The following is a 22,125-nucleotide window of genomic DNA, read 5'->3' on the forward strand; positions in this document are numbered from 1 at the left end:
CCCGCCGGGCGGAACGGGCGCTCATGAACGCAGGCGACCGCGTCCGCGTCGACCGCGCGGACCAGACCTACGAGGGGGTCTTGCTCCCGTCGAGCACCCCCGATCACCTGGCGATCAAGCTCGACGGCGGCTACAACGTCGGCGTCGACCGTGCCGACGCCGATGTCGAAGTGCTCGAATCCGATGTCTACGATGTCGAGAGCGCACAGGACGAACAGGGCCAGTCCCGGATCGAGTTCGACGACGACCTGCCGACGGTGTCGCTGATCTCGACGGGCGGTACCATCGCCTCGACCGTCGACTACCGTACCGGTGCAGTCACGGCACAGTTCGACGCCGAAGATGTCCTCCGGGCGGTGCCGGACCTGGCGGGAATAGCCAACTATCGCGGCCGGGTCGTCGCCAACATCCTCTCGGAGAACATGACCCCCGCAGTCTGGCAGGACCTCGTCCGCGCAATCCACGAGGAGATCGAAGCCGGCGCGGACGGCGTCGTCGTCATGCACGGCACCGACACGATGCAGTTCACCGCCGCCGCGATCGCGTTCATGCTGGATACGCCGGTTCCGATCGTGTTCACGGGGAGCCAACGCTCGGCGGACCGGCCCTCCTCGGACAACGTGATGAACGCGGTCTGTTCGGTCGAGGCGGCGACGAGCGACTGCGCGGAGGTGCTTGTCTGCATGCACGCCGACGAGTCCGACGACCGGTGTGCGCTCCACCGCGGGACCCGCGTCCGGAAGAACCACACCTCCCGGCGTGACGCCTTCGAGACGGTCGGTGCCAGACCGCTCGGCGAGGTCGACTACGACACCGACGGCGACAACGAGGTCAGCTTCCGCCGGGCGTACGCCGAGCGCGGCGAGACCGACCTGGCGCTGGCCGACGACATCGAGACCGACGTGGACCTCGTGAAGTTCACGCCGGGGATGGACGCGAGTCTGCTCGAAGCGGCCGCCGAGGACAGCGCCGGAATCGTCATCGAGGGGACCGGCCTGGGCCACGTCAACACCGACTGGATCGACGCCATCGAGGCGCTGGACGTGCCGGTCGTGATGACGAGCCAGTGTCTCGAAGGCCGCGTCTGTGACCGCGTCTACGACACCGGCCGGGACCTCCTAGAGGCCGGCGTCGTCGAAGGCGAGGATATGCTCCCCGGCACCGCGAAGGTCAAGCTGATGTGGACGCTCGCGAACACCGAGGATGTCGAGGACGCGATGGGCGAGTCCCTCGCCGGCGAGATACAGGACCGCTCGACGCCCTGGTTGTAGCCTCGGATCGGTCGCGCACACTGGATCTCCCGCCACAGTTTCAAGACGGCGGCCGCCGCCAGTACCCGTATGTCAGCCAGCGTCCGCCAGGCGCGCGAAGAGGACTACGAGGACGTGGTGTCGGTCGTCGACGGCGTCTGGGACGACCGCGAGACGGCCGACTACGTCCCGGACGTGTTCCGCGAGTGGGTCGCCACCGACGGCCCGAGCCAGCGGACGGTCGTCGTCGAGGTCGACGGGACCGTCGTCGGCCTCTGTCAGGCCGTGCTTCTCACCGACTACGATGCCTACGTCCAGGGAATCCGGGTCGATCCGGCCCACCGCGGCGCCGGCCACGGACTGTCGATGCTGGGACGCCTCTTCGAGTGGGCCAGCGACCGCGGCGCGATCGTCGCCCGCGGGATGGTGTTCTCCTGGAACGACGCCGGCCTCGGCCAGGCCGTCGCGGCCGGCCTGGAGCCCGAGAGCGCCTTCCGCTGGGCGCGGCCGACACCGACCGAGGTCGAGCCGTCCGTGTCGGTCGAACACGATCCGGCAGCGGCCTGGAGCTACTGGACCCGCAGCGACGGCCGGACGGCCCTCTCCGGGGTCACGCTCGACACCGACCGGTCCTGGGCCGTCGCCGAGTTGACCCGCGAGCGGGTCGAGCGTCTGGCCGACGAGCAGGCCGTCTTCGCGGTGATGGGCGACGGCACCCGCGGGATGGCCTGCCGTGTGCGGACGACAGCGGACGCCGGAAGCGACGGGACGCTGGCCGAGTACGCCGTCGGAACGTGGGCGGACACCGACGCGGCCGACGCGCTGTTCGACGCGATCAGGGCCGACGCGGCCGAACTGGGTGTCGACGGCACCCGCGTGTTCATTCCGGAGACGCCGCGTCACGTCGCCGAGGCGGCCTACGTCAGAGCGAACACGAGCGACTGGCCGACGTTCGTCCTCTCTGCGGACCTCACCGGGACCTAGCCGCCACTGACCGGCGGGAACAGCGCCAGTTCCGTGTCCTCGTCGACGATCGTGTCCAGCCCGTCGCCACCGCTGAACGGGTCCTCACCGTCGACGAGCAGCCGGACGTGGTCGACCAGTTCGCCGTCGTCGGACACCTCCTCGGCGAGTGCCGGGTACTCCTCGCGCAGTGCGTCGAGGGCGGCACCGACCGTTGGCTCGCCGTCGACCTCGACGGTGACGGTGTCGCCGTCGGCGGCTTCCCGAAGGTGTGCGAACAGTTTCCACTCCATACGCGAAGGGGATAGCCCGGAGACAAAGAGGGTTCCGAACGTCAGGCGCGGTCGGTGTCGTCGTCCGCGTCCGGGTCGGCGGTCGCGTCTTCCCCGTCGGCCGGGTCGTCGGCCTCGGGGTCCCACACCGTGACATCGTCCTCGTCGCCCTGGAGCAACGCGTCGAGGTCGACATCCGACTCGTCGCTCTCGTTGAGCGACTCGAAGATGTTGTCGGCCGTGTCGACGGCCGGATCGGTCTGGCGGTCCGAGTCGTCGGCGTCGGTCAGGTCACCCTCGTCCGCCGGTTCGTCGTCGGCGTCCTCGACGAAGGCGTCCAGCAGATCGGTGTCGTCGTTCGTCTCGTCGGACGCCCCCGTTTCCGCTGCACCGGCCGGCTGGTCCGTGTCAGCCCCAGCAGTCGACGGTTCGGTATCAGTCTCGTCGGCGGATCGTTCCGCTTCCGTCCCGTTCGGGTCAGCGGGCGATTCCGACGGTGTTCCGTCGGCGTCCGGGCTGTCGTCCGGCGCTGGCTCCGCGTCTGGATCGGCGTCCGGGGCGGTGCTGGAATCGCCCGCGTCCGCGGATACGTCGTCGAGTGGGGACGGACCGGGCGCCGGTTCGGTCCCGGAATCGGCCCCGTCGGGTGTCCCGCCCAGGGCGTCGACGAGCGACTGGTCGTCGTCGGACGGGTCGGGAATCGCGTCGGCTCCGTCCGTGTCGTCGGCGGACGGTGCGTCCGCCGGGCGCTCGGGTTCGGGAGGGTCGTCCTCGCTTTCGGGACCTTCCGCCGGAGCGTCGTCCGCGCCCCCGTAGTCGTCGGTCTCGGCGGGCGCCGACTGCTCGGTTACGGTGTCGTCAGACGGGACCACAGCCTCGGTAAACGGGGGCGCGGAGTCGTCGGTCTCAGGGAGTGGCTCGTCGGCCCCCGTCTCGGCCCGGTCGGCACCCGGCTGCGGGTCGGAACTGTCGTCCGTGGCCTGGTCACCGTCGGCCGGGACCGCACCCGTCGTCGCCCCGTCCCGAGTCTGTACTTCGGTGGGGTCGTCGCCCGCAGCGGCGGCGTCCAGCCGGCGCAAGGCGTCCGGGGTCGCGATCGCGTAGAGCACGTCCCCGGGGGCGAGGACGCGGCTCCTGGGCGGGATCGGCTCCGGTTTCGCGTCCTCGCGGGTGATTGCGACGACGGTGGCCTGCAACGCGCCGACGGTGACGCCGTCGAGGGCGCTGCTGGCTTCGACCGTCGCGGTCCCGAGGGTCTCGTCGGCCGCCCGGAGCAGCGACGCGAACTCCCGGTCAGGGCGGTCCTGGACCGGCAGCGTGACGAGTTTGTACTGCGTGTCGGGATCGACTTTCTGCGTGTCGGCCGCGTCGATAGCGACGGTGACGACCTCGCCGGCGACGCCGCGGAGTTCGCCCGTCAGGACCCGCCGGAGGGGGTTGGGCTCCCAGACCTGAACGAGGTCGCCGGCGCTCGCGGCGTTGGCCGGGTCCGCCCGGATGGCGACGGCGTTTGTCGCCGGCGGGAGCGTCGGCCCGATCCCCGCGGCCCGGGAGCCGACGGCGAGGTACTCGATTGTCCCGTCGTCGCGCAGTTCCAGATCGACGTGGCCGACGCCGTAGTCGTTCTTGAGCCGGGAGACCAACCGCTCGCGGAGGTCGCCCTTGGTCAGTCGCCGCGGGAAGAGAAACCGCCGGCCGGCCAGTGTCTCCTTGGTCTTGTCGGGCATCGGATCGTAGCCGACGATGTCGTCGATCTCGTCGGGGAGCGTGACCGACGTGACACGTCCGACCGTCCGGACGATCTCGCTGACATCGGCGTCGATCTCCTTGCCCCCGGTCGCGGCGAACAGGTCGGTCCCCAGCCGCTCGCCGACGCGGATCCCGGTGTAGGCGCCCGCGCCGCCGACGACGAACGCCCCGAGGTTCGCCAGGATCGCCTCGGCGGCCAGCACGTCGTCGCTACCGCCGATGACCTGGCCCAGCGCCGTCGTCGTCCCCATGTAGATCGCGACGGCGCTCAGCCCGACCAGGACCGCCAGTCCGGTCGGAGCACGCTCGCGGACGTACCAGCGATACACCAGCGCCACGGTTCCCGAGAGCGTGCCCGCGACGGCCGCCAGGCCGAGCAGGCCCGCGACGACACCGACGATCTGGTCGGTGAGCGTCCCGTTCTGCGGGACGACGCCCTGGAGCGCCAGCCCGAGTGCGGTCACGCGATCCCCTCCGCGAACTCGGTCAGCGCGTCCCGCGGCCCCACGGCGTACAGCTCGTCACCCGCGGTCAGCTCGGTGTCGCCACGCGGTGCGAGCCGCCAGCCGCCCTGGGTGCGCACGGCCACGATAGCGACGCCGTAGGTCTCCCGGACCTGTGCGCTCCCGATCGTCCGCCCGTCGAGCGCACCGTCGGTCCCGACCGGGACCCGCTGGAACCGGCTGCCGGCCCGACGCAGCAACGAGACGAGTTCGAACTCCCGGCGGGTGCCGCGGGGCTCGACGACGACCTTGGCCCGTGAGGCCCGCAACAGGGGTTGGGCGTCGGTCCGGTTGACGCCGACGGTCAGCCGCCCCTGGCCGCCGTCGGTCGTCGGCGCCTGGACCGGCGTCGGGGGTTTCTCGGCGGCGTCGACGGCCGGCTCTTCGGGCGTCTCGACCGGTTTCGACCCCTCACAGCGGGCGCTGACGACGGTCCCCCGGACCTGTGCGTCCGTCGTCAATACGGTCACTTCGTCCCCGCGAGCCAGTCCCGTCGGGAGCACGGCGTCGACCGAGACCGCGTGCCGACCGTCGCCGACGCGTTTCGAGAGCCCCGAGAAGGGCGGCGCCGCGACGACCGTCGCCTGCCCCCGCTCGTCGATACTCACGGCTACGTCACCCAGGTCGTGTTCGGTCTTCAGGCGGTCGGCCAGCCGAGTCTCCAGTTCGCCGATCCGCAGGTCGACCGGGAAGGTCCACTCGCTGCCCCGGATCTCCGCCCGCAGCGGTTCCGAGAGCGGTGGGTACCCCTCCATGTCGGCGACCTCGCCGACGACGTGGATCCGGACCTCGTCGCGCCCGCCGACCAGGTCCGCCAGGTCCGTCGAGAGCTTCCGCTCGCGCAGGGACTGGAGAGAGAGCCGCTTCGGGAAGTTTGCGCCGATCTGGTCGCCCTTCGCGTGGGCGTACAGCGACACCATCGCGACCACGAGGATCGCGGTGATGACCCGTTCGGCGTTGGGCAGGGACGTGATCGACTGGTCGGCAAGCGCGAGCAGTCCGCCGCTGACGCCGGCCAGCGCGATCGCCAGCACGGCCACACCGAACCCGGGCAGTGTCACCCCGGTGAAATATTTGAACGTAAACCCCAGCGCACCGGAGACGAGCGCGGGGATGATCCCCACGAGCAGCCCCAGGTAGACGCCCAGGAGAATCTCGACCGGGAGCGAAGCCATGTCCCCACCGTATGTGCCCGGCAGTAAATCGCTTCCGGCGGGGATCACCCCACTGCGGCCAATCCGAGGCAGTACATTTAGGCCAGGCCACGGTGACAGGGAGGTATGGACCAGCCACGGGACTGGGTCGGTGCGCGTGCCGCGATCCTTCTCCCGACGGTGGTCGCGATCCTCTCGTTTGCGACCGGGGTCGTCAACATCAGCGAAGCCGCTACCTTCGGCCCGGCGGCCGAGTACGTCCCGCGCAGCGCACAGCGGGCAGCGGGCTTTACCGGCGCACTGACCGGGTTCACGCTGCTAGTGGGGGTACTGGGACTGCGCCGTCGGCTCAGAGTGGCGTGGTACGTGACCGTCGTTCTCCTGCCGGTCTCGGCGGCACAGGGCCTCGTCCAGTCTTCTGCGGTGTCGGTGCCGCTCGTGGTGCTGTCGCTCGTCTCGATCCCGACGATGCTGTTCAATCGGCGGCGGTTCGACCGCGCGATCGACCTCTCGACGGCCCAACTGGCTGCGGGTGCGGCCCTGATCGGCGCACAGGTGTACGGCACCGTCGGTACCTTCGCGCTGCGGGAGGAGTTCAACAACGTCTCGACGCTGACCGACGCGTTCTACTACACGCTCGTGACCGCGAGCACCGTCGGCTACGGCGACGTGACCCCCACGAGCGAGCAGGCGACGCTGTTCGCGATGTCGGTGGTCGTGCTTGGCACCGCCAGTTTCGCCATCGCGCTGGGGTCGCTGCTGGGGCCGGCCATCGAAAAGCGGCTCTCTGAGGCACTCGGGAACATGACTGACGCACAACTGGAACTGTTTCAGGACCACGTGCTGGTCCTGGGCTACGGCGACCTGACGGAACCGATCCTCGAAGAACTGACCGGTGCAGTGGAGTTCGTGGTCATCACGCCGGACCCGGAGACGGCAACGCGGCTCCAGCAACAGGACATCGCCGTCCTCACCGCCGATCCCAGCGACGAGGAACCGCTCCAGCGGGCCGGCATCGAGGACGCGAGGGCAGTCGTCGCGGCCACCAACGACGACGCACAGGACGCCCTGGCGCTGCTGACCGCGAAGAACCTGAACCCGGCGGCGACGTTCGTCGCGGCCGCGACCGACCGCGAGAACGTCGAGAAACTCCGTCGGGCCGGTGCGGACACGGTCATCAGCCCCGCCGTCATCGGCGGGCACCTGATCGTCCAGTCTGCGCTGGGTCGACAGGGGATGGAGAATCTAGCGGACACGATCCTCGAAGTCGACGAGGACGAACCCGACATCTAGTTCCGGTCGACGATCGCCACGTCGGCCTCGACGGCTTCGAGCCGTTCGAAGGTCGGCGGCGAGATAAAGCGCGAGGCTGCGCTGCGGTCCTGACTGGCACCGATGACGACCAGGTCGTACTGTGACCCGGTCTGTGTGAGAAACGACTGGATGTCCGTCCGGGCGACCCGCGTCTCGAAGGTGCCCTCAAACGGTTCGACCAGGTTCGCCAGCATCTCCTCGGCCCGCCGGCGATCGGAGCGGGCGCCGATACAGGTCGCGACCGCGACCCGGCCGCTACGGCCGGCCAGGCGAGTCGCGAAGTCGACCATGTTGTGCGAGACATCGCTGGCCCGGCGCACCGAGACCAGGACGTGTTTCCAGCGAGTGCGGTCGGTCCGCGCACGGTGGACCAACACGTCGGTGTCACCGCCCAACAACTGCCGGAGGTACGGCGTGAGCGCGCCGTGTTCGCTCTCGTAGGGCGCGACCACGAGGTCGCAGTTGACCTCGTCCGCCGTCCGGAGCGTGGTCGTGGCCGGGTCCCCGCCGTCGACGGCGACGACCACCTCACACGGGACGCCGGCGCGGGTCTCGATCCGGCCGGCCTCCCGCTCCAGGGCGTCGACACGGGTCGCCAGCTCCTCGTCCAGCGGGGACTCGCCGCCGGCGTCGGGGTCGATATCCGTCTCCTCGCCGTCCAGCAGCGCCCGCTCGGCGGCCGCGATCTCGCGATCCGAGACGAGATCGAGCAGGACGACCTTCCCGGCGTCGTGGGCCGCGGCCAGTCGCGCCCCCAGCAGCGCGGTCCGCCCCGGGGTCTCCCCCCGCATCGGGACCAGCACGTGGTCGTCGCCCTGTGTCGACTCGTAGAGGTACGTCGCCCGCCGGTCGTAGAACCGCTCGCGCCAGACGGTAAACACCACCGCGACGAGCGAACTCGCCAGGAAGATGCTCCCGAGGAAGGGGAGTTGCTGGGACGGCTGGAGCAACAGCGTCAGGAGCGCGGTGGCGTAGCCCGACGGCTCCTCGATCCCCAGCGGCCAGGTCACCAGCCCGGTCAGCAGGACCGCACCGCCCGCGGCGACGGCGTTGACCGCGAACGGCCCCGGCGGCGTCACGAGAAACGACTGCGAGACCCACAGCGCCGCGAGGCCACAGGCCGCCCCGAGTGTCAGCCCGGCGACGAACCGCCCCGGGCTGGAGTACTTCCCGGTCGGGTCGACGAAGAGCGTGTACGTGCCCGAGGCCAGCGGCGGAAAGAGCAGGAACGTCAGCGACGGGACGGCGTTCGCCAGCGCGGTCACCACGCCGATCAACAGCGGGACGACAACGAGCATCGAGAGGTGGACCAGATGGTCGGTGGTCTCCATCCAGCGGCGGAACTCCCGCACCTCGCGGCGCTCGACGCGGTGGAGTCGCTGGACTCCCGCCCGGACCCGATGTCTGATCCCGTCGAGCATGGCTGTGTTGACTCTGTGTGTCGGCGAGAGTAAAACCACCGCCCGGTCGGTGGGTAGCGAACGCCGCCGTGTTCGGAGACCCGACGAAAGACCGATTGGGCGGCCGCCCCAACGTCCGGTCATGTGTGCCCAACAGGTGGGTCGGCCCGCCGACGCGCCGGTGACGCCGGGCGACCGGCCGCCATCTCTCGGCCGCGTCCCCGTCGTCGACAACACCGTCGCGATGGTACGGGATCCGCTTGCCTTCTACGACCGCGTCGGCGCCCACGAGGCCGATGTCGTCGGCTACAACGTCGCCGGAACCACGGGCTACTTCCTCACCCACCCGGACCTCGTCGAACGGGTGCTGGTCACCGACGCCGGCGACTACGAGAAAGGCGCCCTGCTCCAGCGGACCCTCGGGAAGTTCGTCGGCGAGGGACTGTTTCTCCTGGAGGGCGAGGAGTGGCAGCGCCAGCGGACGGCGCTCCAGCCGGCGTTCTACCGGGACCGCATCGAGACCTACGGCGAGACGATGACCGACTTCGCCGCCGCGACCGCCGACGAGTGGACCGACGGGGAAGTCCTCGACGTTCGGCCGTCGATGCAGTCGCTCACGCTGCGTATCCTCGGCAAGACGCTGCTGGACGTAGACATCGAGACCACCGCCGACGCACTCGAACCGCTGCTGTCGGCGCTCCGACACCGGCTCGATCCGCGGGCACTGTCGGCGTATCTCCCGCTGTGGGTCCCGACACCGATCAACCGCCGGGTGAACCGCTCGCTGGCGACGTTCGAGGCGACGCTCGACGACATCGTCGCCGCCCGCCGTCAGGAAGCCGAGGCGACCCGCGAGGCCCGCGACGACGTGCTCTCGCTGTTGCTGGCGATGGACGAGGGGACGATGGACCGCGAGCGCCTGGGCGACCAGTTGCTGACCTTCCTCGTCGCCGGCCACGACACCACGTCGCTGACCCTGTCGTACGCCTGGTTCCTGCTGGCGACTCACCCCGACGTTCAGGAACGCCTCCACGACGAACTCGACGAGACGCTGGACGGTGCGACCCCCGCACCCGCCGACCTCTTCGAGTTGCCGTATCTGGATCGAGTCCTCTCGGAGGTGCTTCGCCTCTACCCGCCGGCGTTTACCGTCTTCCGACAGCCGACCGCGCCGGTCTCGCTTGGCGGCTACGAGATTGCCCCCGACGCACAACTGACCCTCCCCCAGTGGCTCGTCCACCGGGACGCCCGCTGGTACGACGACCCCGACGTCTTCCGTCCGGACCGCTGGACAGACGACTTCGAGGCGACGCTGCCCGACTACGCCTACTACCCCTTCGGCGGCGGCCCGCGCCACTGCATCGGGATGCGCTTCGCTCGGATGGAGGCGAAACTCGCGCTGGCGACGATCGCCCAGCGGTTCGCGGTCGACCCCGTCACGGAACCGCCCCTCGAACTGGCCATGCAGATCACCCTCTCGCCGGCCGAGCCGATCGAAGTCCGAGCACGGCAGCGCTGACTGGACCCCGTCGCACACGCTCGTCTCTTTTTCGGTCGCCCGGGCTCTCGAAAGGCGTTTGGGGCCGGACCTGCAAGATCGGGTATGCTCCGGGTCATCGGGCTGTTGTTGCTCATCCCGCTGTTCGACATCGTGTTACTGGTGACCGTCGCCATCCCCTTCTTCGGTCCGCTCGTGACGGTCGCGCTCGTCGTCCTGACGGCGCTCGTCGGGATGCTCCTGGTCCGCGCGGAGGGCCGTGCGACGCTCAGATCGATCCAGCGGAAGCTCGCCACCGGCGAGGTCCCGACGGACGAACTCGTCGACGGCGGCCTGCTCATCGCCGCCGGCGCGTTCTTCCTCACCCCCGGGCTGGTGACCGACGCCGTGGGTCTGTTGCTCGCGATTCCGTTCACCCGCTATCCGATCCGGGCCGCCACCAACCGCTGGGTCGTCAGACCCTACATCGACGCCAAGACCGGCGGCTTCGCCAGCGGCCAGGTGTACGTCGGCGGCTTCCCCGACGAGGGCCAAGGCGGGATGGGCGCCGGCCAGGGCCCGGACGCCGGGTCCGGTCCCAGCGGTGGCTCGGGCTCGGGCTTTTCCCCCGACGACGCCACCGACGTGGACTTCGAAGACTCGGATCGGTAGTCACTGCCCTGGTGCGGTTTCACACCCGAGCGCCCGCGAAACGTTACCCTTTTCACTACCCCTCGGGTACAATCTGGTGCGTCCAGCGGGCCAATAGCTCAATCAGGTTGAGCGCTCGGCTGATAACCGGGAGGTTCGCGGTTCAAATCCGCGTTGGCCCACTCGCTTTCCTTCCGTTTCCTAGCCGATACGGACTCAGCAGTCGATCCCCCGGCCACCGTGTCACCGTTCGGGCACCGACTCCCGGAGCGCCCACGTATCCGTCTCGGGATCGAGCCGCGACGGCTCGGACCCGCGTTCTGTCACCACGCCCGCGTGGTACAGCATCGCCTTCAGTTGAAACACCGTCGGTGAGTGATAGACGCCGCCGTCCGTCAGCGCGGGCCGGCGGAGGCCGCCGTCGTCGGTCAGCACGCGGCGCCGCACGTCGGCGTCCCCGCGGACGAACAACTCGACGGTGAACGTCGGGTGCGTGGCGTGGAGGTACTCGACGAACGCGACGAGCGACGGCGCCGGAAAGCCGTCGTCGTGGAGACACTGGAGTTCCTCGACGAGCAACTGTGTCGCCGGGTACGCGTAGACGACGCGGCGGGCGAGTTGCCCCCACCGGGGCGCGATGTCGGCGAACCGTTTCCGCGAGCGTTTCCAGGCTCCGAAGGCGTCCAGTGCCTCGTCGACGGTGTCGTACTCCCGGTGAGCGAACCGGACCACTTCGCGGCCAAGCGGAGTGAGTCGGTCAGTGGGACCGCGGTCGAGCAGCCCGAGAAAGACCGCTCCTCGGCGGGCGTCGTCGACGGCGCCGACGACGCGGTCGGCCAGGATGTCGTCGGTCGGCCCGTCGTGGACGACTGCCAGCGGCACCGCGAGGTAGTTCTTGGGGTGGTTCAGTCCGAAGCTCCGGTCGGTGACGCCCTGTGGGCTGGCCTGGAAGCGGATCGCGGTCGCGTCGTCGGGCGAGCGAGCGCCGACGACGCGGGGGCGTTCGAGGACACTGACGCTGTCGGCGTCGACACCGAGGAGACCGACGTTGACCTGCCGGGCCAGCGTCCGCGTCGACTGGTCGATCGTCCGGGCTGGCGCGGCGACGAACGCGACGTTGGCCTCGCCGAGGCGGTCGTGGGCCTGGACGACGCCGCGGGCCACGTCGGCGCCCCCGTGGCGGGTCAGTCCCTTCGCCTCGACGGCGACCAGCGGCGGCTCCTCGCCGAGTCGGTCGACGGCCAGTACCTCGTTGTCGAGCCGACCGACCCCGACCAGATCCGGGTAGCCCGAGCCGACGCGAACGTGGTTGAACGGGGCCAGCGCCGCCCGCGTCTCCGCGGGGATCGGCGTCTCCGAGAGCCACTGTTCCTGGGCGAACTGCGTGTCGGTGACGACGTACTGGTCGGCCCTGTCGTCGGGAAAGAGCCGTCGTTTCGCCCGGGCGAGAACCCGGGGTTCGGTCTCGATGGCGGCGGCCATGGGCGGGATTCAGCCAGCTCGCAAAAGAACGTTCGGGGCTATCGGTCACAGCGGACCGGCCGGGGGCGGTCGTTGCCCGGAACCACCGGGTTATTTGTCGGCCGGGTATCACCTCACGAGTGACATGACAGTCCTGTCGACGACCGACGAGGGGAAGTTCCTGATGGACAACGAGGGCGAGCAGATCGGTATCGTCACCGAGGTCGACCCCGACGAACAGATCGCGTACGTCGAGCCAGAGCCCGACGTGGCCGAGGCGATCGTCCAGGGACTCGGGTTCGGTGACGCCGACGCCGACGACATCGAGGTCCCCGCCGAGAGCGTCGCCACGGTCACCGACAGCGAGATCCGCGTCCCGCGGGACCTGTAGCGGTCCGCTGTAGCGGCGTAGTCGTCACTCGCTCACGTCGGCCGGCAGAGCGCACCGAGCGCCGCCGTCGCCCGCATCCGACGGCCAACCGTTAAACCCCGTCCGGTCCGACTGGTGCGGTATGAGCGACGAGGCACACGCGTTCGTTCCGGGGCACGTCACGGGGTTTTTCACCGTCGACCGGGACGACGATCCGACGAAAGCGGGCTCCCGCGGGGGCGGGCTGGCGCTCTCGGACGGGGTCAGCGTGACCGTCGAGCGCGCCCAGGAGAACGCAGTCGAACTCGACGGGGAGCAAATCGAGATGGACGCCGTCGACCGGGTGCTGGAGGCGCTTCGGGCGACGGCACACGTCAGCGCCGAGACCGACCTCCCGCTGGGGGCGGGCTTTGGCGTCTCCGGCGGGATGGCGCTGGGAACGGCGCTCGCGGCGAACGCCGCCTTCGAGCGAGGACTGTCGTACAACGAACTGGTCACGGTCGCCCACGGCGCCGAGGTCCAGGCCGGGACCGGACTCGGCGACGTGGTCGCACAGGCACGGGGCGGCATCCCGCTTCGCCTCGAACCCGGCGGGCCACAGTACAACTACGTCGACGCGGTGCCGGCACGGACCCGCGTCGAGTACCACTCGCTGGGGGAGCTATCGACGGCCGAGGTCATCGACGGCGAGACCGACGCTCTGACGGCCGCCGGCGAGCGTGCGATCTCCCAGGTGGTCCGTGAACCCACGCTGTCGACGTTCATGCAGTCCTCCCGGCAGTTCGCCCGCGAGGCAGAGCTGCTGACGCCCGAAGTAAAGCGCGTCATCGACGAGGTGACCGACGCCGGCGGCGACGCCTCGATGGCGATGCTGGGCGAGACGGTGTTCACGCTCGGGACGGGGCTGACCGACGCCGGCTACGACGCCGCCGTCTGTGAGGCGTACCCGCCGGGCGCGACCGTCGAGGACGGCGCCTGACCGACGGCTTTTCTACCCTCGGGGCGTCAACGGAACGTATGACTGAAGAGGTCTCCGTACCGGAGAGCCACCCGCGATACGAGTCGCTACTGACGCGCCACCGCATCGAGGCGGGCGTCGAGCGCGGCATCACCTCCAAACAGGGACTCATCGCGGAGGGACGAGGGGAGGCGTTCGACTACCTCCTCGGCGAAGAAACGACCGACAGCGCCGACCGCGCGGCGCGTGCGGCCGCCGCCTACCTCCTGTCGGCCGAGCACGCGGTGGTCTCCGTCAACGGTAACGCCGCTGCCCTGGTCCCCGAGGAGCTCGTCGAACTGGCCGACGTGACCGGCGCCGACCTGGAAGTGAACCTGTTCAACCGGACCGACGAGCGCATCGAGGCGATCGCCGACTACCTCCGCGAGCACGGCGCCGAGGAGGTGAAAGGGCTAGCGGCGGACGCCCGTATCCCGGGGCTGGACCACGAGCGAGCGAAAGTCGACGCGGACGGTATCTACGACGCCGACGTGGTACTCGTCCCGCTCGAAGACGGCGACCGGGCCGAGGCGCTGGGCGAGATGGGCAAGACCGAACTCGTCGTCGATCTGAACCCGCTGAGCCGCTCGCCACAGGTCGCGACGGTGCCGATCGTCGACAACATCATCCGGGCGATTCCCACCGTCATCGACCACGCCCGCGAACTGGCCGGCGACCCCGAGGCACAGCAGGCCGCCATCGACGGGTTCGACGCCGAGGCGACGCTCGACGACGCCAGGCGTCGCATCCGGGAGGGAGTGGAATGAGCCTCCCGTCGACGATCGACATCGATCGGCCGCTCCCCGACGAGCAGCGGGTCCGGGAGACGCTGGCCGACCGGACGCTGACGAAACTGGGCGACGACGAGCGGCTCGAACGGCTCCACCGGGTGTTCTATCCGGTGTTTCGCGTCGAGTACGCCTACGAGACCGGCGAGGGCAAACTGTTCGGGACCGAGCGCCGGAAGGCGACGGCGCTGCTCGACGGCCTCTGGGCCGACAACGACCGCGCGCTCTCGCAGTACGCCGACGGGGCCGGTGACCCCCGTCAGTTGCGGACCGGCGGCTACGACTTCGGGACCGACACGCCGTCGCTGGGCCGGTCGGTGCTTCTGGAGTTCCAGGGAACGACCGACGACGCGGCGTCGATCCTCCCCAGTCGGCTCACCGAGTTCCGCGAGCAAAACGCCGGGACGGCGAACGTCTTCCTGCGAAAGCTCCGGGAGGCGTACGGGCTTCCCGCGGACTTCGACCCCGACGGGTTCGAGGGCGTGCAGGCTGTCGACCGGCTCTACCTCCCGTTCTGGCTGGCCGAGTTCCACGCGCCACACAGCGAGGCAGTCGTGATGGTCTCGCTGCGCGACCCCGATGCCGACACCGACGAACTCCGCCGGCACGCCTGGCTGGCCGAGTACGTCAGCGCGGACCCCCGGCGGCTGGCGACCTACGGCTACGAGGTCGACGCCGACCGCCTCGAACGCGACATCCGCGAGCGGGTCGACCAGCCCGACGGCGAGGACCAACAGGAGCAGCACGGTCGGAGCGGCCACGGAGCGGACGAACCTGACGGCGCTCCGACGATCAACCGTGAGCGTCCCTCCGACGAGGACACCGTCGTCCAGCCCGACGGCGTCGAGATGGACGCCGAGTCGCTCGTCGAGCCCGACCCCGAGCGGAGCTTCGCCGATGTCGGCGGGATGAGCGACCTCCTGGACACGCTGAACCACAAGGTCGCCCGGCCGCTCCAGAACCCCGACGCCTTCGAGGAGTACGGCATCGGCGTCGTCAACGGCGTCCTGTTGCACGGGCCGCCGGGCTGTGGGAAGACCCACGTCGCCGGTGCGCTCGCCGGCGAGGTCGACCACAGTTTCGTCGAGGTGACGCCCGCCGACGTGACGAGCAAGTACATGGGCGAGCCCGCCAAGAAGATCGAGGAGCTGTTCGAGATCGCGCGGGCCAACGCGCCCTGTGTCCTCTTTATCGACGAGATCGACGGTATCGCCAGCTCCCGCAGCGGCGAGGGCAACATGAACGCGAGCGAGCAACAGCTCGTCAACCAACTGCTGACCGAACTGGAGGGGATCGCCGAGGACGACGTGGTCGTCGTCGCGGCGACGAACCTCGTCGAGGATGTCGACGACGCGATCCGGCGGTCGGGCCGGTTCGACGAGCGCGTCGAGGTGCCCCCGCCGGACGCCGAGGCCCGCCGACAGATCCTGGAACTCCATCTGGCGGGCCGTCCGACCGCCGACGACATCTCGCTCGCTACCGTCGTCGAGGAGACGGCCGGGTTCGCCGCCAGTGACCTCGAACTCGCCGCGGAGAACGCCGCACGGAAGGCGCTGCGCGCGGACGAACCGATCGGCACCGACCACCTCGTGGCCGTCGTCGAAGAGTCCGAGACCAGCATCGAGGACTGGGTCGATCCCGAGGACGTGGCCGTCGACGGCGTCGTCCAGCCCGACGGCGTCGACCTCCAGGCGTCCAGTCTGGTCGAGACCGACCCGGGCCGGGAGTTCGGTGATGTCGGCGGGATGGCCGACCTGAAAGCGCGGCTGGACGACACTGTCATCGATCCCCTGGAGAACGCCGACACCTACGCGGAGTACGGGATCGACGTGCTCTCGGGCCTGCTCCTCTACGGGCCGCCGGGCTGTGGCAAGACCCATCTGGCAGGGGCGCTGGCGGGCGAACTCGGCCACAGTTTCGTCGAAGTCGCGCCCGCGGACATCGCCAGCAAGTGGATGGGCGAGCCCGCGAAGAACGTCGCGGAGGTGTTCGAGATCGCGCGGGCCAACGCGCCGTGTGTCCTGTTCATCGACGAGATCGACGGCATCGCCGGCTCGCGCCACGGCTCGATGAACACGAGCGAGCAACAGCTGGTCAACCAACTGCTGACCGAACTTGAGGGGGCGTCCGACGACGACGTGGTGGTGGTGGCAGCGACGAACTTCGTCGAGGACATCGACGGCGCGCTCCGGCGGTCGGGCCGGTTCGACGAGCGCGTCGAGGTGCCCCCGCCGGACGCCGAAGCACGGCGCCAGATCCTGGAGATCCATCTCGACGGGCGGCCGGTGGCCGGGGAGATCGACTGGGACCCGATCGTCGAGGATACCGCGGGGTACGCCGCCAGCGACCTCGAACTGCTCGCGGAGGACGCGGCCCGCCACGCGCTCCGTGACGGCGCCGACCTGGCTCAGGAACACCTCGAAACGGCGGTGTGGGAGACCCACTCCAGTATCGAGAACTGGGAGGGGCGGGATCGGTACGACGCCGCCGACGGCACGACGGCGCTTGACTGACCGGCGGGACCTTCTTGCGACTCGGGGACCTACCTCCGGCGAATGCCCGTCTATCCTTCGGTCCGCGATCACGGCATCGAACTGTGTGAGCGGGCCGGCTACGAGATCGAGTCGGCGGACGACCGGCGGACGCCGACGGCACTGGCGACACCGACACGCGACGCCGTCGGCTTAGTCGACGCCGGGACCCCGCGTCCGGTCGCGATCGAACCGCTCACGGAGGCCGATGTCGGCCCGGCGGGACTGGTCCCGCGCTTTGCCGGTGCGCTCAGGGAAGGACGGGACTGTCTGTTCGTGGTTCCCTCGACGGAATCGACTGGGACGACGCTCACACAGGTCGTCGCAACGGTGCTCGGTGAGCCGGCCTGTGTCGCCGACGGCGGCCCCGACGGGCGACACTTCTACAAGGGACCCGACCGGGTCCCGCTCTCGGACGGGAGCTACGCCTGCGCTCGGGCGACGACGGCCGAACTCCAGTGGCGCGAGGTCCCGGTCGGCGAGGACCGGCCCCGACTGGAACTGGGGGTCGGCACCGAAGTCGTCGCCGTCTTCGAGAACGTCGACGCGCTGGCGGCCGCCGAGCGCCACGCCTTCCAGTATGCCTATCGGCGGGCCGACGACGGCCGCTTCGAGGTCACGGCTCAGGACGAGGTAGTCGAGCGGTTCCCCGGGCCGACCGTGATGCGGCGAGACGGCTACGCGCCGGTCCCGATGCCGCTCGTCCCGGAACATCTGTTCCCCGAGGACGCTGATCTCGGCCGGTGGGCGGTCTGTCAGCCGGACGGCGGGCAGCAGGTCCTCACCGCGGCGGGCCTGCACGCCTGGTCGTAGCCGCGTCTCGCTGTCGTTCGCTCGATCGGCCAGCCGTGGCTCCGGACACCGCAACGCCTTTCTACCACAGCAAAATATCACTAGGTGGTATGCAGAACTTCGATCAGTTCAGCGATGTCGGCGAGGCGGAAGTGACACGCGCGATCGGCCAGGAGTGGACCGACGAGTTCATGGACTTCTCGGACAGCGACGTGATCATCGTCGGTGGCGGCCCCTCCGGACTGATGGCCGCCAAGGAACTCTCGGAGCGGGGGGTCCAGACGATGGTCGTCGAGAAGAACAACTACCTCGGCGGTGGGTTCTGGCTCGGCGGCTTCCTGATGAACAAGGTCACCGTCCGGGACCCCGCCCAGCAGGTGCTCGACGAACTCGATGTCGACTTCAAGCAGTCCCAGGACAGCGAGGGGCTGTACATCGCTAACGGGCCGGAAGCCTGCTCGGGGCTGATCAAGGCCGCCTGCGACGCCGGCGCGAAGATGCAGAACATGACCGAGTTTACCGACATCGTCATCCGCGAGGACCACCGCGTCGGCGGCATCGTCATGAACTGGACCCCAGTCCACGCGCTGCCGCGGGAGATCACCTGCGTCGACCCCATCGCCGTCGAGGCCGATCTGGTCATCGACGCGACGGGCCACGACGCGATGGCGGTCAAGAAACTCGACGAGCGCGGCGTCCTGAACGCGCCGGGCATCGAGGAGGGCGACAGCGGGATGGACCAGACCGACGACGACACCTACGGCGCCCCCGGCCACGACTCGCCCGGCCACGACTCGATGTGGGTCGGCGAGAGCGAGGACGCCGTCGTCGAACACACCGGCCTGGCCCACGACGGCCTCGTCGTCACGGGGATGGCGACGGCGACGACCTACGGCCTCCCGCGGATGGGGCCGACCTTCGGCGCCATGCTCGTCTCCGGCAAGCGGGCCGCCCAGGTCGCCCTGGACGAACTGGAGGTCGACGCTGCCGAGGTGGACCTGACGAGTCGCGCGACGCCCGCTGACGACTAGTCACGTCCTACTGCGCGGGCTACCACAGCGATACCCGTCTGCAAATCTCAAACCGCCGGAAGCGCGGCCCACCGTGTTTCGACCGTGGAGCGCGGTGAGCGTCGGCTACTCGAAGGTCTGGAACTCGACGGTCCGGCCCTCCGGATCGGTGGCGAAACACTGGTAGATGTCGTATGTGTCGTTGAACGCCGGCGGGTCGCCGGGATCGGCGAGCGATTCGTAGGCCGCGTCGACGCCCGCGCGGTCCTCGAAGACGAACGTCACGATCCCCTCGGTGTCGGCGTGGTCCCGGGCACAGAACCCGAAACGGAAGCCGCCGGCTTCGAGGATCGTGCAGTCGGGCTGCTCGCGCCACACCGCCGCGCCGAGGTCACGGTAGAACCGGACCACCTCGTCGTGGCGCTCGGTGGCGAAGAAGACGATACCGTCCATAGCGGTGGTGGGAACGGTACGCCCAAATACGCACCGCCGGCTCAGCGCCCGTCGAACCCCGCCGTGTCGGAGACGACAAGCGCCTCGGTCGCGCCGGGCTGGAACTCGTAGGGGACCCCGCGTCGCTCGACGGCCAGCCCACGCTCGCGGAGTCGCTCGACGGTCGGTTCCAGCAGGGACGACTCCGCGCGGTCCAGCGCGTGCAGCGGGAACACGCGCAGTTCCTCCCGGGCGACCCGGGCGAGTTCGAGCGCGGCGTCGACGTGGAACTCGGCGTCGAGCCGGTCGTCGTACAGGAAGAGGAGGTTCCCCGAGAGCGCGAGGTCGACGCTGTCGGAGGGGAGCGGCAGCGACGGCAGGGCCGCCCGCAGGTATCGATCGGGGTGGGTGGCGTAGTCCGCGAGGAACCGCTCGGCGGCCGCTCGCAGGTACCGCCCGCGTGTCTTCGGGTCGCCATACTCGTCCCAGACGAACCGGCTGGGGTCCCGCTGTAACTGCGAGACGGTCCGTTCGACGGCGTCACGACAGACCGGCGCGAGGGCGTCGGCCGGCGGCCCGTACGCGGGGTCGACCGCCAGCGTCCGGTCTGCGAGCCGTGCGGCGACCGCAGTGAACGACCCCGGACCGCCCGGACAGTCGAGGACGACGCGACCGGCCAGGTCTCCGGCGCTGATCCCGAACATCCGCGTGTACTCGGCGAAAGTCCGCCCGATGAACCGGTAGTCCTCGTTCACTTTGAACCCGCGAGACATGGTGTCAACATCTGCCCATCGTTGTATAAATATGTCCGTCACTGGGAGACACGCTCCCGCCGGTTTCACGGGGACATCTCCCGGAACAACCACGGAGAGGTTGTCTAAACGGACATTTCAATGGTCGTGTGCGCTGGACACAGAATCGGAGTTCGTGGCGTGAACGGCCGGTCCTCGGATCGATACCATAGCGTTTAAATGACTTTCGACCGAAGCCAGGATTACCGATTGCCGCCGGGTTTCTCCAGGTTTGTCCCTGCCCGGTGAGCACCCGCCTTCGCACCCCATGAGCGAACACACACGCACGCGACGACGGACGGACGAACAGACCGAGGAATCCGCCTCGACAGAGACGGCCTGCCCGGAATGCAGCGGCACGCTCGTCATGGACGACGAACACGGCGAGACGGTCTGCCAGGACTGTGGCCTGGTCGTCGAGACCGACGAGATCGACCGCGGCCCCGAGTGGCGCGCCTTCGACGCCAGCGAGAAAGACGAGAAGTCACGCGTCGGCGCCCCGACGACGAACATGATGCACGACAAGGGCCTCTCGACCAACATCGACTGGCGCGACAAGGACGCCTACGGCAACTCCCTGTCGGGCAAGCAGCGCCAGAAGATGCAACGCCTGCGCAAGTGGAACGAGCGGTTCCGCACGCGTGACTCCAAGGAGCGGAACCTCAAGCAGGCCCTGGGCGAGATCGACCGCATGGCCTCGGCGCTTGGCCTCCCCGAGAACGTCCGCGAGACCGCCAGTGTGATCTACCGGCGCGCGCTCGACGAGAACCTCCTGCCCGGCCGTTCGATCGAGGGCGTCTCCACGTCCTCGGTGTACGCCGCCGCTCGTCAGGCCGGCGTGCCGCGGTCGCTCGACGAGATCACCGAGGTCTCCCGCGTCGAGAAGAGCGAGATCGCCCGCACCTACCGCTACGTGGTCCGGGAACTCGGGCTGGAAGTCGCGCCGGCCGACCCCGAGAGCTACGTCCCCCGCTTTGCCTCCTCGCTGGAACTCTCCGACGAGGCCGAACACCGCGCGCGCCAGCTCCTCCAGAACGCCAAGGAACAGGGCGTCCACTCCGGGAAGTCGCCCGTCGGCCTGGCGGCAGCCGCCGTCTACGCCGCTGCCTTGCTGACCAACGAGAAGACCACCCAGGCCGCGGTCAGCGAGGTCGCGGACATCTCGGAGGTCACCATCCGCAACCGCTACCACGAACTGCTCGAAGCCGAGCAGGACCTCCCGGTCGCGTAGTCGGCGCCGCGGCGGAAAATCACCGCTGATAACTGCGGAGGTACGTTTAATCCGCTGGCCCCCGGCCGGTGAGCTATGGCCTCTGATATCGACGAGACCGGCATGGAGAGTGTCGGTAGCGTCACCGGCGAGAACATCGGGAACGCGATCGACGAACTGCTTCGCGTCTCCGAGAACGTCTCGTCGAGTTCTCAGGAGATCAGCGACCTCGCCGACCAGCAGTCCGAGAACATGCGTGAAGTCGCCGGCGAAGTATCGAACCTCTCGGCGACCGTCGAGGAAGTCGCCTCCAGTGCGAGCCAGGTCCGACAGGTCAGCGACGAGGCCCGCGACCTCGCGGCGGAGGGACGCGAGGTCGCCGACGACGCCATCGGCGCGATGGAGGCCGTCGACGAGGCCAACAGCGATGTCTCCGAGGATGTCGAGCAACTCCAGGAGCGCATCGACGAGATCGACGAGATCGTCGAAGTCATCAACGACATCGCCGACCAGACGAACATGCTGGCGCTGAACGCCTCGATCGAGGCCGCTCGGGCCGGCGAGGCGGGCGAAGGGTTCGCCGTCGTCGCCGACGAGGTGAAATCGCTGGCCGAGGAGTCCCAGCAGAACGCGACCGAGATCGAACAGCTCGTCGCCAACATCAAGGCCGACACCGAGGACACCGTCGACAGCATCGACCACGCGAACGAACAGGTCGAATCCGGCATCGAACAGGTCAGCCGCACCGTCGAGATCCTCCGGGAGATCGACGAGGCCGTCGAGGAAGCCGCCCGCGGCGCCGAGGAGGTCGCCTCCGCGACGGACGAACAGGCCGCCTCGACAGAGCAGGTCGCGAGCATGGTCGACATGACCGCCGAGAACGCCGAGAAGGTCGCCGAACAGATCGAACAGATCGCCGCGGCCAACGAGCAACAGACCGCGAAGATCACCGAACTCCAGAGCGCCGTCGGCGACCGCTAACCACAAGACACGAGTCGCCCCACCTTCTC

The 22,125-nt window shown here is 69.4% G+C and carries 20 protein-coding genes and 1 tRNA gene; 14 read left to right on the forward strand and 7 right to left on the reverse strand.

From position 1 onward, the window contains the following. The first annotated feature begins 23 nt into the window (after nucleotides 1–23). Nucleotides 24–1,271, forward strand: coding sequence for a Glu-tRNA(Gln) amidotransferase subunit GatD (gene gatD / locus P1L40_RS04780; RefSeq protein WP_284010183.1), 1,248 nt, complete (start codon nucleotides 24–26; stop codon nucleotides 1,269–1,271). 69 nt (nucleotides 1,272–1,340) lie between these two features. After that, nucleotides 1,341–2,234 carry a GNAT family N-acetyltransferase gene (locus tag P1L40_RS04785; protein ID WP_284010184.1) on the forward strand — a complete coding sequence of 298 codons (894 nt, stop codon included), beginning with the start codon at nucleotides 1,341–1,343 and terminating at the stop codon, nucleotides 2,232–2,234. Here P1L40_RS04785 and P1L40_RS04790 read toward each other — a convergent pair. Genes P1L40_RS04790 through P1L40_RS04800 form a run of 3 tightly spaced genes read right to left on the reverse strand, consistent with a single transcriptional unit; the run spans nucleotide 2,231 to nucleotide 5,912 of the window. Further along, entirely contained in the window at nucleotides 2,231–2,506 is a 276-nt protein-coding gene (locus P1L40_RS04790) for a ubiquitin-like small modifier protein 1 (RefSeq protein ID WP_284010185.1), read from the reverse strand. The genes P1L40_RS04785 and P1L40_RS04790 overlap by 4 nt on opposite strands. Before the next feature lie 41 nt (nucleotides 2,507–2,547). Next, complete coding sequence (locus P1L40_RS04795) at nucleotides 2,548–4,698, reverse strand: DUF8167 domain-containing protein (RefSeq protein WP_419181191.1); 2,151 nt, start codon at nucleotides 4,696–4,698, stop codon at nucleotides 2,548–2,550. Then, nucleotides 4,695–5,912: a potassium channel family protein gene (locus P1L40_RS04800; protein ID WP_284010187.1), complete on the reverse strand. Its 1,218-nt coding sequence runs from the start codon at nucleotides 5,910–5,912 to the stop codon at nucleotides 4,695–4,697. The genes P1L40_RS04795 and P1L40_RS04800 overlap by 4 nt, the downstream gene beginning before the upstream one ends. A 105-nt stretch (nucleotides 5,913–6,017) precedes the next feature. Between P1L40_RS04800 and P1L40_RS04805 the strand changes: the two genes are divergently transcribed. Further along, the gene (locus P1L40_RS04805; RefSeq protein ID WP_284010188.1) at nucleotides 6,018–7,184 is read left to right on the forward strand and encodes an NAD-binding protein; all 1,167 of its coding nucleotides are present in this window, start codon (nucleotides 6,018–6,020) and stop codon (nucleotides 7,182–7,184) included. Here P1L40_RS04805 and P1L40_RS04810 read toward each other — a convergent pair. Continuing rightward, a complete protein-coding gene (locus tag P1L40_RS04810; protein WP_284010189.1) occupies nucleotides 7,181–8,626 on the reverse strand; it encodes a universal stress protein in 1,446 nt (481 codons plus the stop codon). The genes P1L40_RS04805 and P1L40_RS04810 overlap by 4 nt on opposite strands. 121 nt (nucleotides 8,627–8,747) lie before the next feature. Here P1L40_RS04810 and P1L40_RS04815 point away from each other — a divergent pair, with 121 nt between their 5' ends. The 3 genes from P1L40_RS04815 to P1L40_RS04825 all read left to right on the forward strand — a co-directional run bounded on the left by P1L40_RS04815 (nucleotide 8,748) and on the right by P1L40_RS04825 (nucleotide 10,915). Continuing rightward, nucleotides 8,748–10,124: a cytochrome P450 gene (locus tag P1L40_RS04815; RefSeq protein ID WP_284010190.1), complete on the forward strand. Its 1,377-nt coding sequence runs from the start codon at nucleotides 8,748–8,750 to the stop codon at nucleotides 10,122–10,124. Nucleotides 10,125–10,208: 84 nt separating this feature from the next. Then, entirely contained in the window at nucleotides 10,209–10,754 is a 546-nt protein-coding gene (locus P1L40_RS04820) for an FxsA family protein (protein ID WP_284010191.1), read from the forward strand. A gap of 87 nt (nucleotides 10,755–10,841) precedes the next feature. Next, nucleotides 10,842–10,915, forward strand: a tRNA-Ile gene (locus P1L40_RS04825). A gap of 61 nt (nucleotides 10,916–10,976) precedes the next feature. Here the strand turns inward: P1L40_RS04825 and P1L40_RS04830 are convergent. Then, entirely contained in the window at nucleotides 10,977–12,215 is a 1,239-nt protein-coding gene (locus P1L40_RS04830) for a hypothetical protein (RefSeq protein WP_284010192.1), read from the reverse strand. A gap of 124 nt (nucleotides 12,216–12,339) precedes the next feature. Between P1L40_RS04830 and P1L40_RS04835 the strand changes: the two genes are divergently transcribed. From P1L40_RS04835 to P1L40_RS04860, 6 genes are all read left to right on the forward strand, one after another. Beyond that, the gene (locus P1L40_RS04835; protein ID WP_284010193.1) at nucleotides 12,340–12,585 is read left to right on the forward strand and encodes a hypothetical protein; all 246 of its coding nucleotides are present in this window, start codon (nucleotides 12,340–12,342) and stop codon (nucleotides 12,583–12,585) included. A gap of 121 nt (nucleotides 12,586–12,706) precedes the next feature. After that, nucleotides 12,707–13,543 (forward strand): pantoate kinase, encoded by an 837-nt coding sequence (locus P1L40_RS04840; protein ID WP_284010194.1) that lies wholly within the window; start codon nucleotides 12,707–12,709, stop codon nucleotides 13,541–13,543. A gap of 38 nt (nucleotides 13,544–13,581) precedes the next feature. After that, nucleotides 13,582–14,328 (forward strand): 4-phosphopantoate--beta-alanine ligase, encoded by a 747-nt coding sequence (locus P1L40_RS04845; protein WP_284010195.1) that lies wholly within the window; start codon nucleotides 13,582–13,584, stop codon nucleotides 14,326–14,328. Continuing rightward, nucleotides 14,325–16,862 carry an AAA family ATPase gene (locus P1L40_RS04850; protein WP_284010196.1) on the forward strand — a complete coding sequence of 846 codons (2,538 nt, stop codon included), beginning with the start codon at nucleotides 14,325–14,327 and terminating at the stop codon, nucleotides 16,860–16,862. Before P1L40_RS04845 ends, P1L40_RS04850 begins: the two co-directional genes overlap by 4 nt. A 42-nt stretch (nucleotides 16,863–16,904) precedes the next feature. Further along, on the forward strand, nucleotides 16,905–17,693 hold the full coding sequence (locus tag P1L40_RS04855; protein WP_284010197.1) for a hypothetical protein: 789 nt from the start codon (nucleotides 16,905–16,907) through the stop codon (nucleotides 17,691–17,693). 89 nt (nucleotides 17,694–17,782) lie between these two features. Beyond that, entirely contained in the window at nucleotides 17,783–18,703 is a 921-nt protein-coding gene (locus P1L40_RS04860; RefSeq protein WP_284010198.1) for a sulfide-dependent adenosine diphosphate thiazole synthase, read from the forward strand. 105 nt (nucleotides 18,704–18,808) lie between these two features. Here P1L40_RS04860 and P1L40_RS04865 read toward each other — a convergent pair whose 3' ends face one another. Both P1L40_RS04865 and P1L40_RS04870 read right to left on the reverse strand, forming a co-directional pair. Next, entirely contained in the window at nucleotides 18,809–19,135 is a 327-nt protein-coding gene (locus tag P1L40_RS04865) for a VOC family protein (protein ID WP_284010199.1), read from the reverse strand. 41 nt (nucleotides 19,136–19,176) lie between these two features. Next, on the reverse strand, nucleotides 19,177–19,887 hold the full coding sequence (locus P1L40_RS04870; RefSeq protein WP_284010200.1) for a class I SAM-dependent methyltransferase: 711 nt from the start codon (nucleotides 19,885–19,887) through the stop codon (nucleotides 19,177–19,179). A 286-nt stretch (nucleotides 19,888–20,173) separates the two neighbouring features. Between P1L40_RS04870 and P1L40_RS04875 the strand changes: the two genes are divergently transcribed. Then, nucleotides 20,174–21,136, forward strand: a complete 963-nt coding sequence (locus P1L40_RS04875) for a transcription initiation factor IIB (RefSeq protein WP_284010201.1) — start codon at nucleotides 20,174–20,176, stop codon at nucleotides 21,134–21,136. Nucleotides 21,137–21,211: 75 nt separating this feature from the next. Then, nucleotides 21,212–22,096 carry a methyl-accepting chemotaxis protein gene (locus P1L40_RS04880; protein ID WP_284010202.1) on the forward strand — a complete coding sequence of 295 codons (885 nt, stop codon included), beginning with the start codon at nucleotides 21,212–21,214 and terminating at the stop codon, nucleotides 22,094–22,096. Nucleotides 22,097–22,125 lie beyond the last annotated feature (29 nt).

Origin of the sequence: Haloarcula pelagica, from assembly GCF_030127105.1 — an archaeon.
In the GTDB taxonomy this organism is placed as follows: domain Archaea; phylum Halobacteriota; class Halobacteria; order Halobacteriales; family Haloarculaceae; genus Haloarcula; species Haloarcula pelagica.

Excerpts from the sequence above, each read along its gene's own strand:
- gatD (WP_284010183.1), top strand. The coding sequence starts at position 24 with ATGAACGCAGGCGACCGCGTCCGCGTCGACCGCGCGGACCAGACCTAC.
- P1L40_RS04785 (WP_284010184.1), top strand. The coding sequence starts at position 1,341 with ATGTCAGCCAGCGTCCGCCAGGCGCGCGAAGAGGACTACGAGGACGTG.
- P1L40_RS04790 (WP_284010185.1), bottom strand. The coding sequence starts at position 2,506 with ATGGAGTGGAAACTGTTCGCACACCTTCGGGAAGCCGCCGACGGCGAC.
- P1L40_RS04800 (WP_284010187.1), bottom strand. The coding sequence starts at position 5,912 with ATGGCTTCGCTCCCGGTCGAGATTCTCCTGGGCGTCTACCTGGGGCTG.
- P1L40_RS04805 (WP_284010188.1), top strand. The coding sequence starts at position 6,018 with ATGGACCAGCCACGGGACTGGGTCGGTGCGCGTGCCGCGATCCTTCTC.
- P1L40_RS04810 (WP_284010189.1), bottom strand. The coding sequence starts at position 8,626 with ATGCTCGACGGGATCAGACATCGGGTCCGGGCGGGAGTCCAGCGACTC.
- P1L40_RS04815 (WP_284010190.1), top strand. The coding sequence starts at position 8,748 with ATGTGTGCCCAACAGGTGGGTCGGCCCGCCGACGCGCCGGTGACGCCG.
- P1L40_RS04820 (WP_284010191.1), top strand. The coding sequence starts at position 10,209 with ATGCTCCGGGTCATCGGGCTGTTGTTGCTCATCCCGCTGTTCGACATC.
- P1L40_RS04830 (WP_284010192.1), bottom strand. The coding sequence starts at position 12,215 with ATGGCCGCCGCCATCGAGACCGAACCCCGGGTTCTCGCCCGGGCGAAA.
- P1L40_RS04835 (WP_284010193.1), top strand. The coding sequence starts at position 12,340 with ATGACAGTCCTGTCGACGACCGACGAGGGGAAGTTCCTGATGGACAAC.
- P1L40_RS04840 (WP_284010194.1), top strand. The coding sequence starts at position 12,707 with ATGAGCGACGAGGCACACGCGTTCGTTCCGGGGCACGTCACGGGGTTT.
- P1L40_RS04845 (WP_284010195.1), top strand. The coding sequence starts at position 13,582 with ATGACTGAAGAGGTCTCCGTACCGGAGAGCCACCCGCGATACGAGTCG.
- P1L40_RS04850 (WP_284010196.1), top strand. The coding sequence starts at position 14,325 with ATGAGCCTCCCGTCGACGATCGACATCGATCGGCCGCTCCCCGACGAG.
- P1L40_RS04855 (WP_284010197.1), top strand. The coding sequence starts at position 16,905 with ATGCCCGTCTATCCTTCGGTCCGCGATCACGGCATCGAACTGTGTGAG.
- P1L40_RS04860 (WP_284010198.1), top strand. The coding sequence starts at position 17,783 with ATGCAGAACTTCGATCAGTTCAGCGATGTCGGCGAGGCGGAAGTGACA.
- P1L40_RS04865 (WP_284010199.1), bottom strand. The coding sequence starts at position 19,135 with ATGGACGGTATCGTCTTCTTCGCCACCGAGCGCCACGACGAGGTGGTC.
- P1L40_RS04870 (WP_284010200.1), bottom strand. The coding sequence starts at position 19,887 with ATGTCTCGCGGGTTCAAAGTGAACGAGGACTACCGGTTCATCGGGCGG.
- P1L40_RS04875 (WP_284010201.1), top strand. The coding sequence starts at position 20,174 with ATGAGCGAACACACACGCACGCGACGACGGACGGACGAACAGACCGAG.
- P1L40_RS04880 (WP_284010202.1), top strand. The coding sequence starts at position 21,212 with ATGGCCTCTGATATCGACGAGACCGGCATGGAGAGTGTCGGTAGCGTC.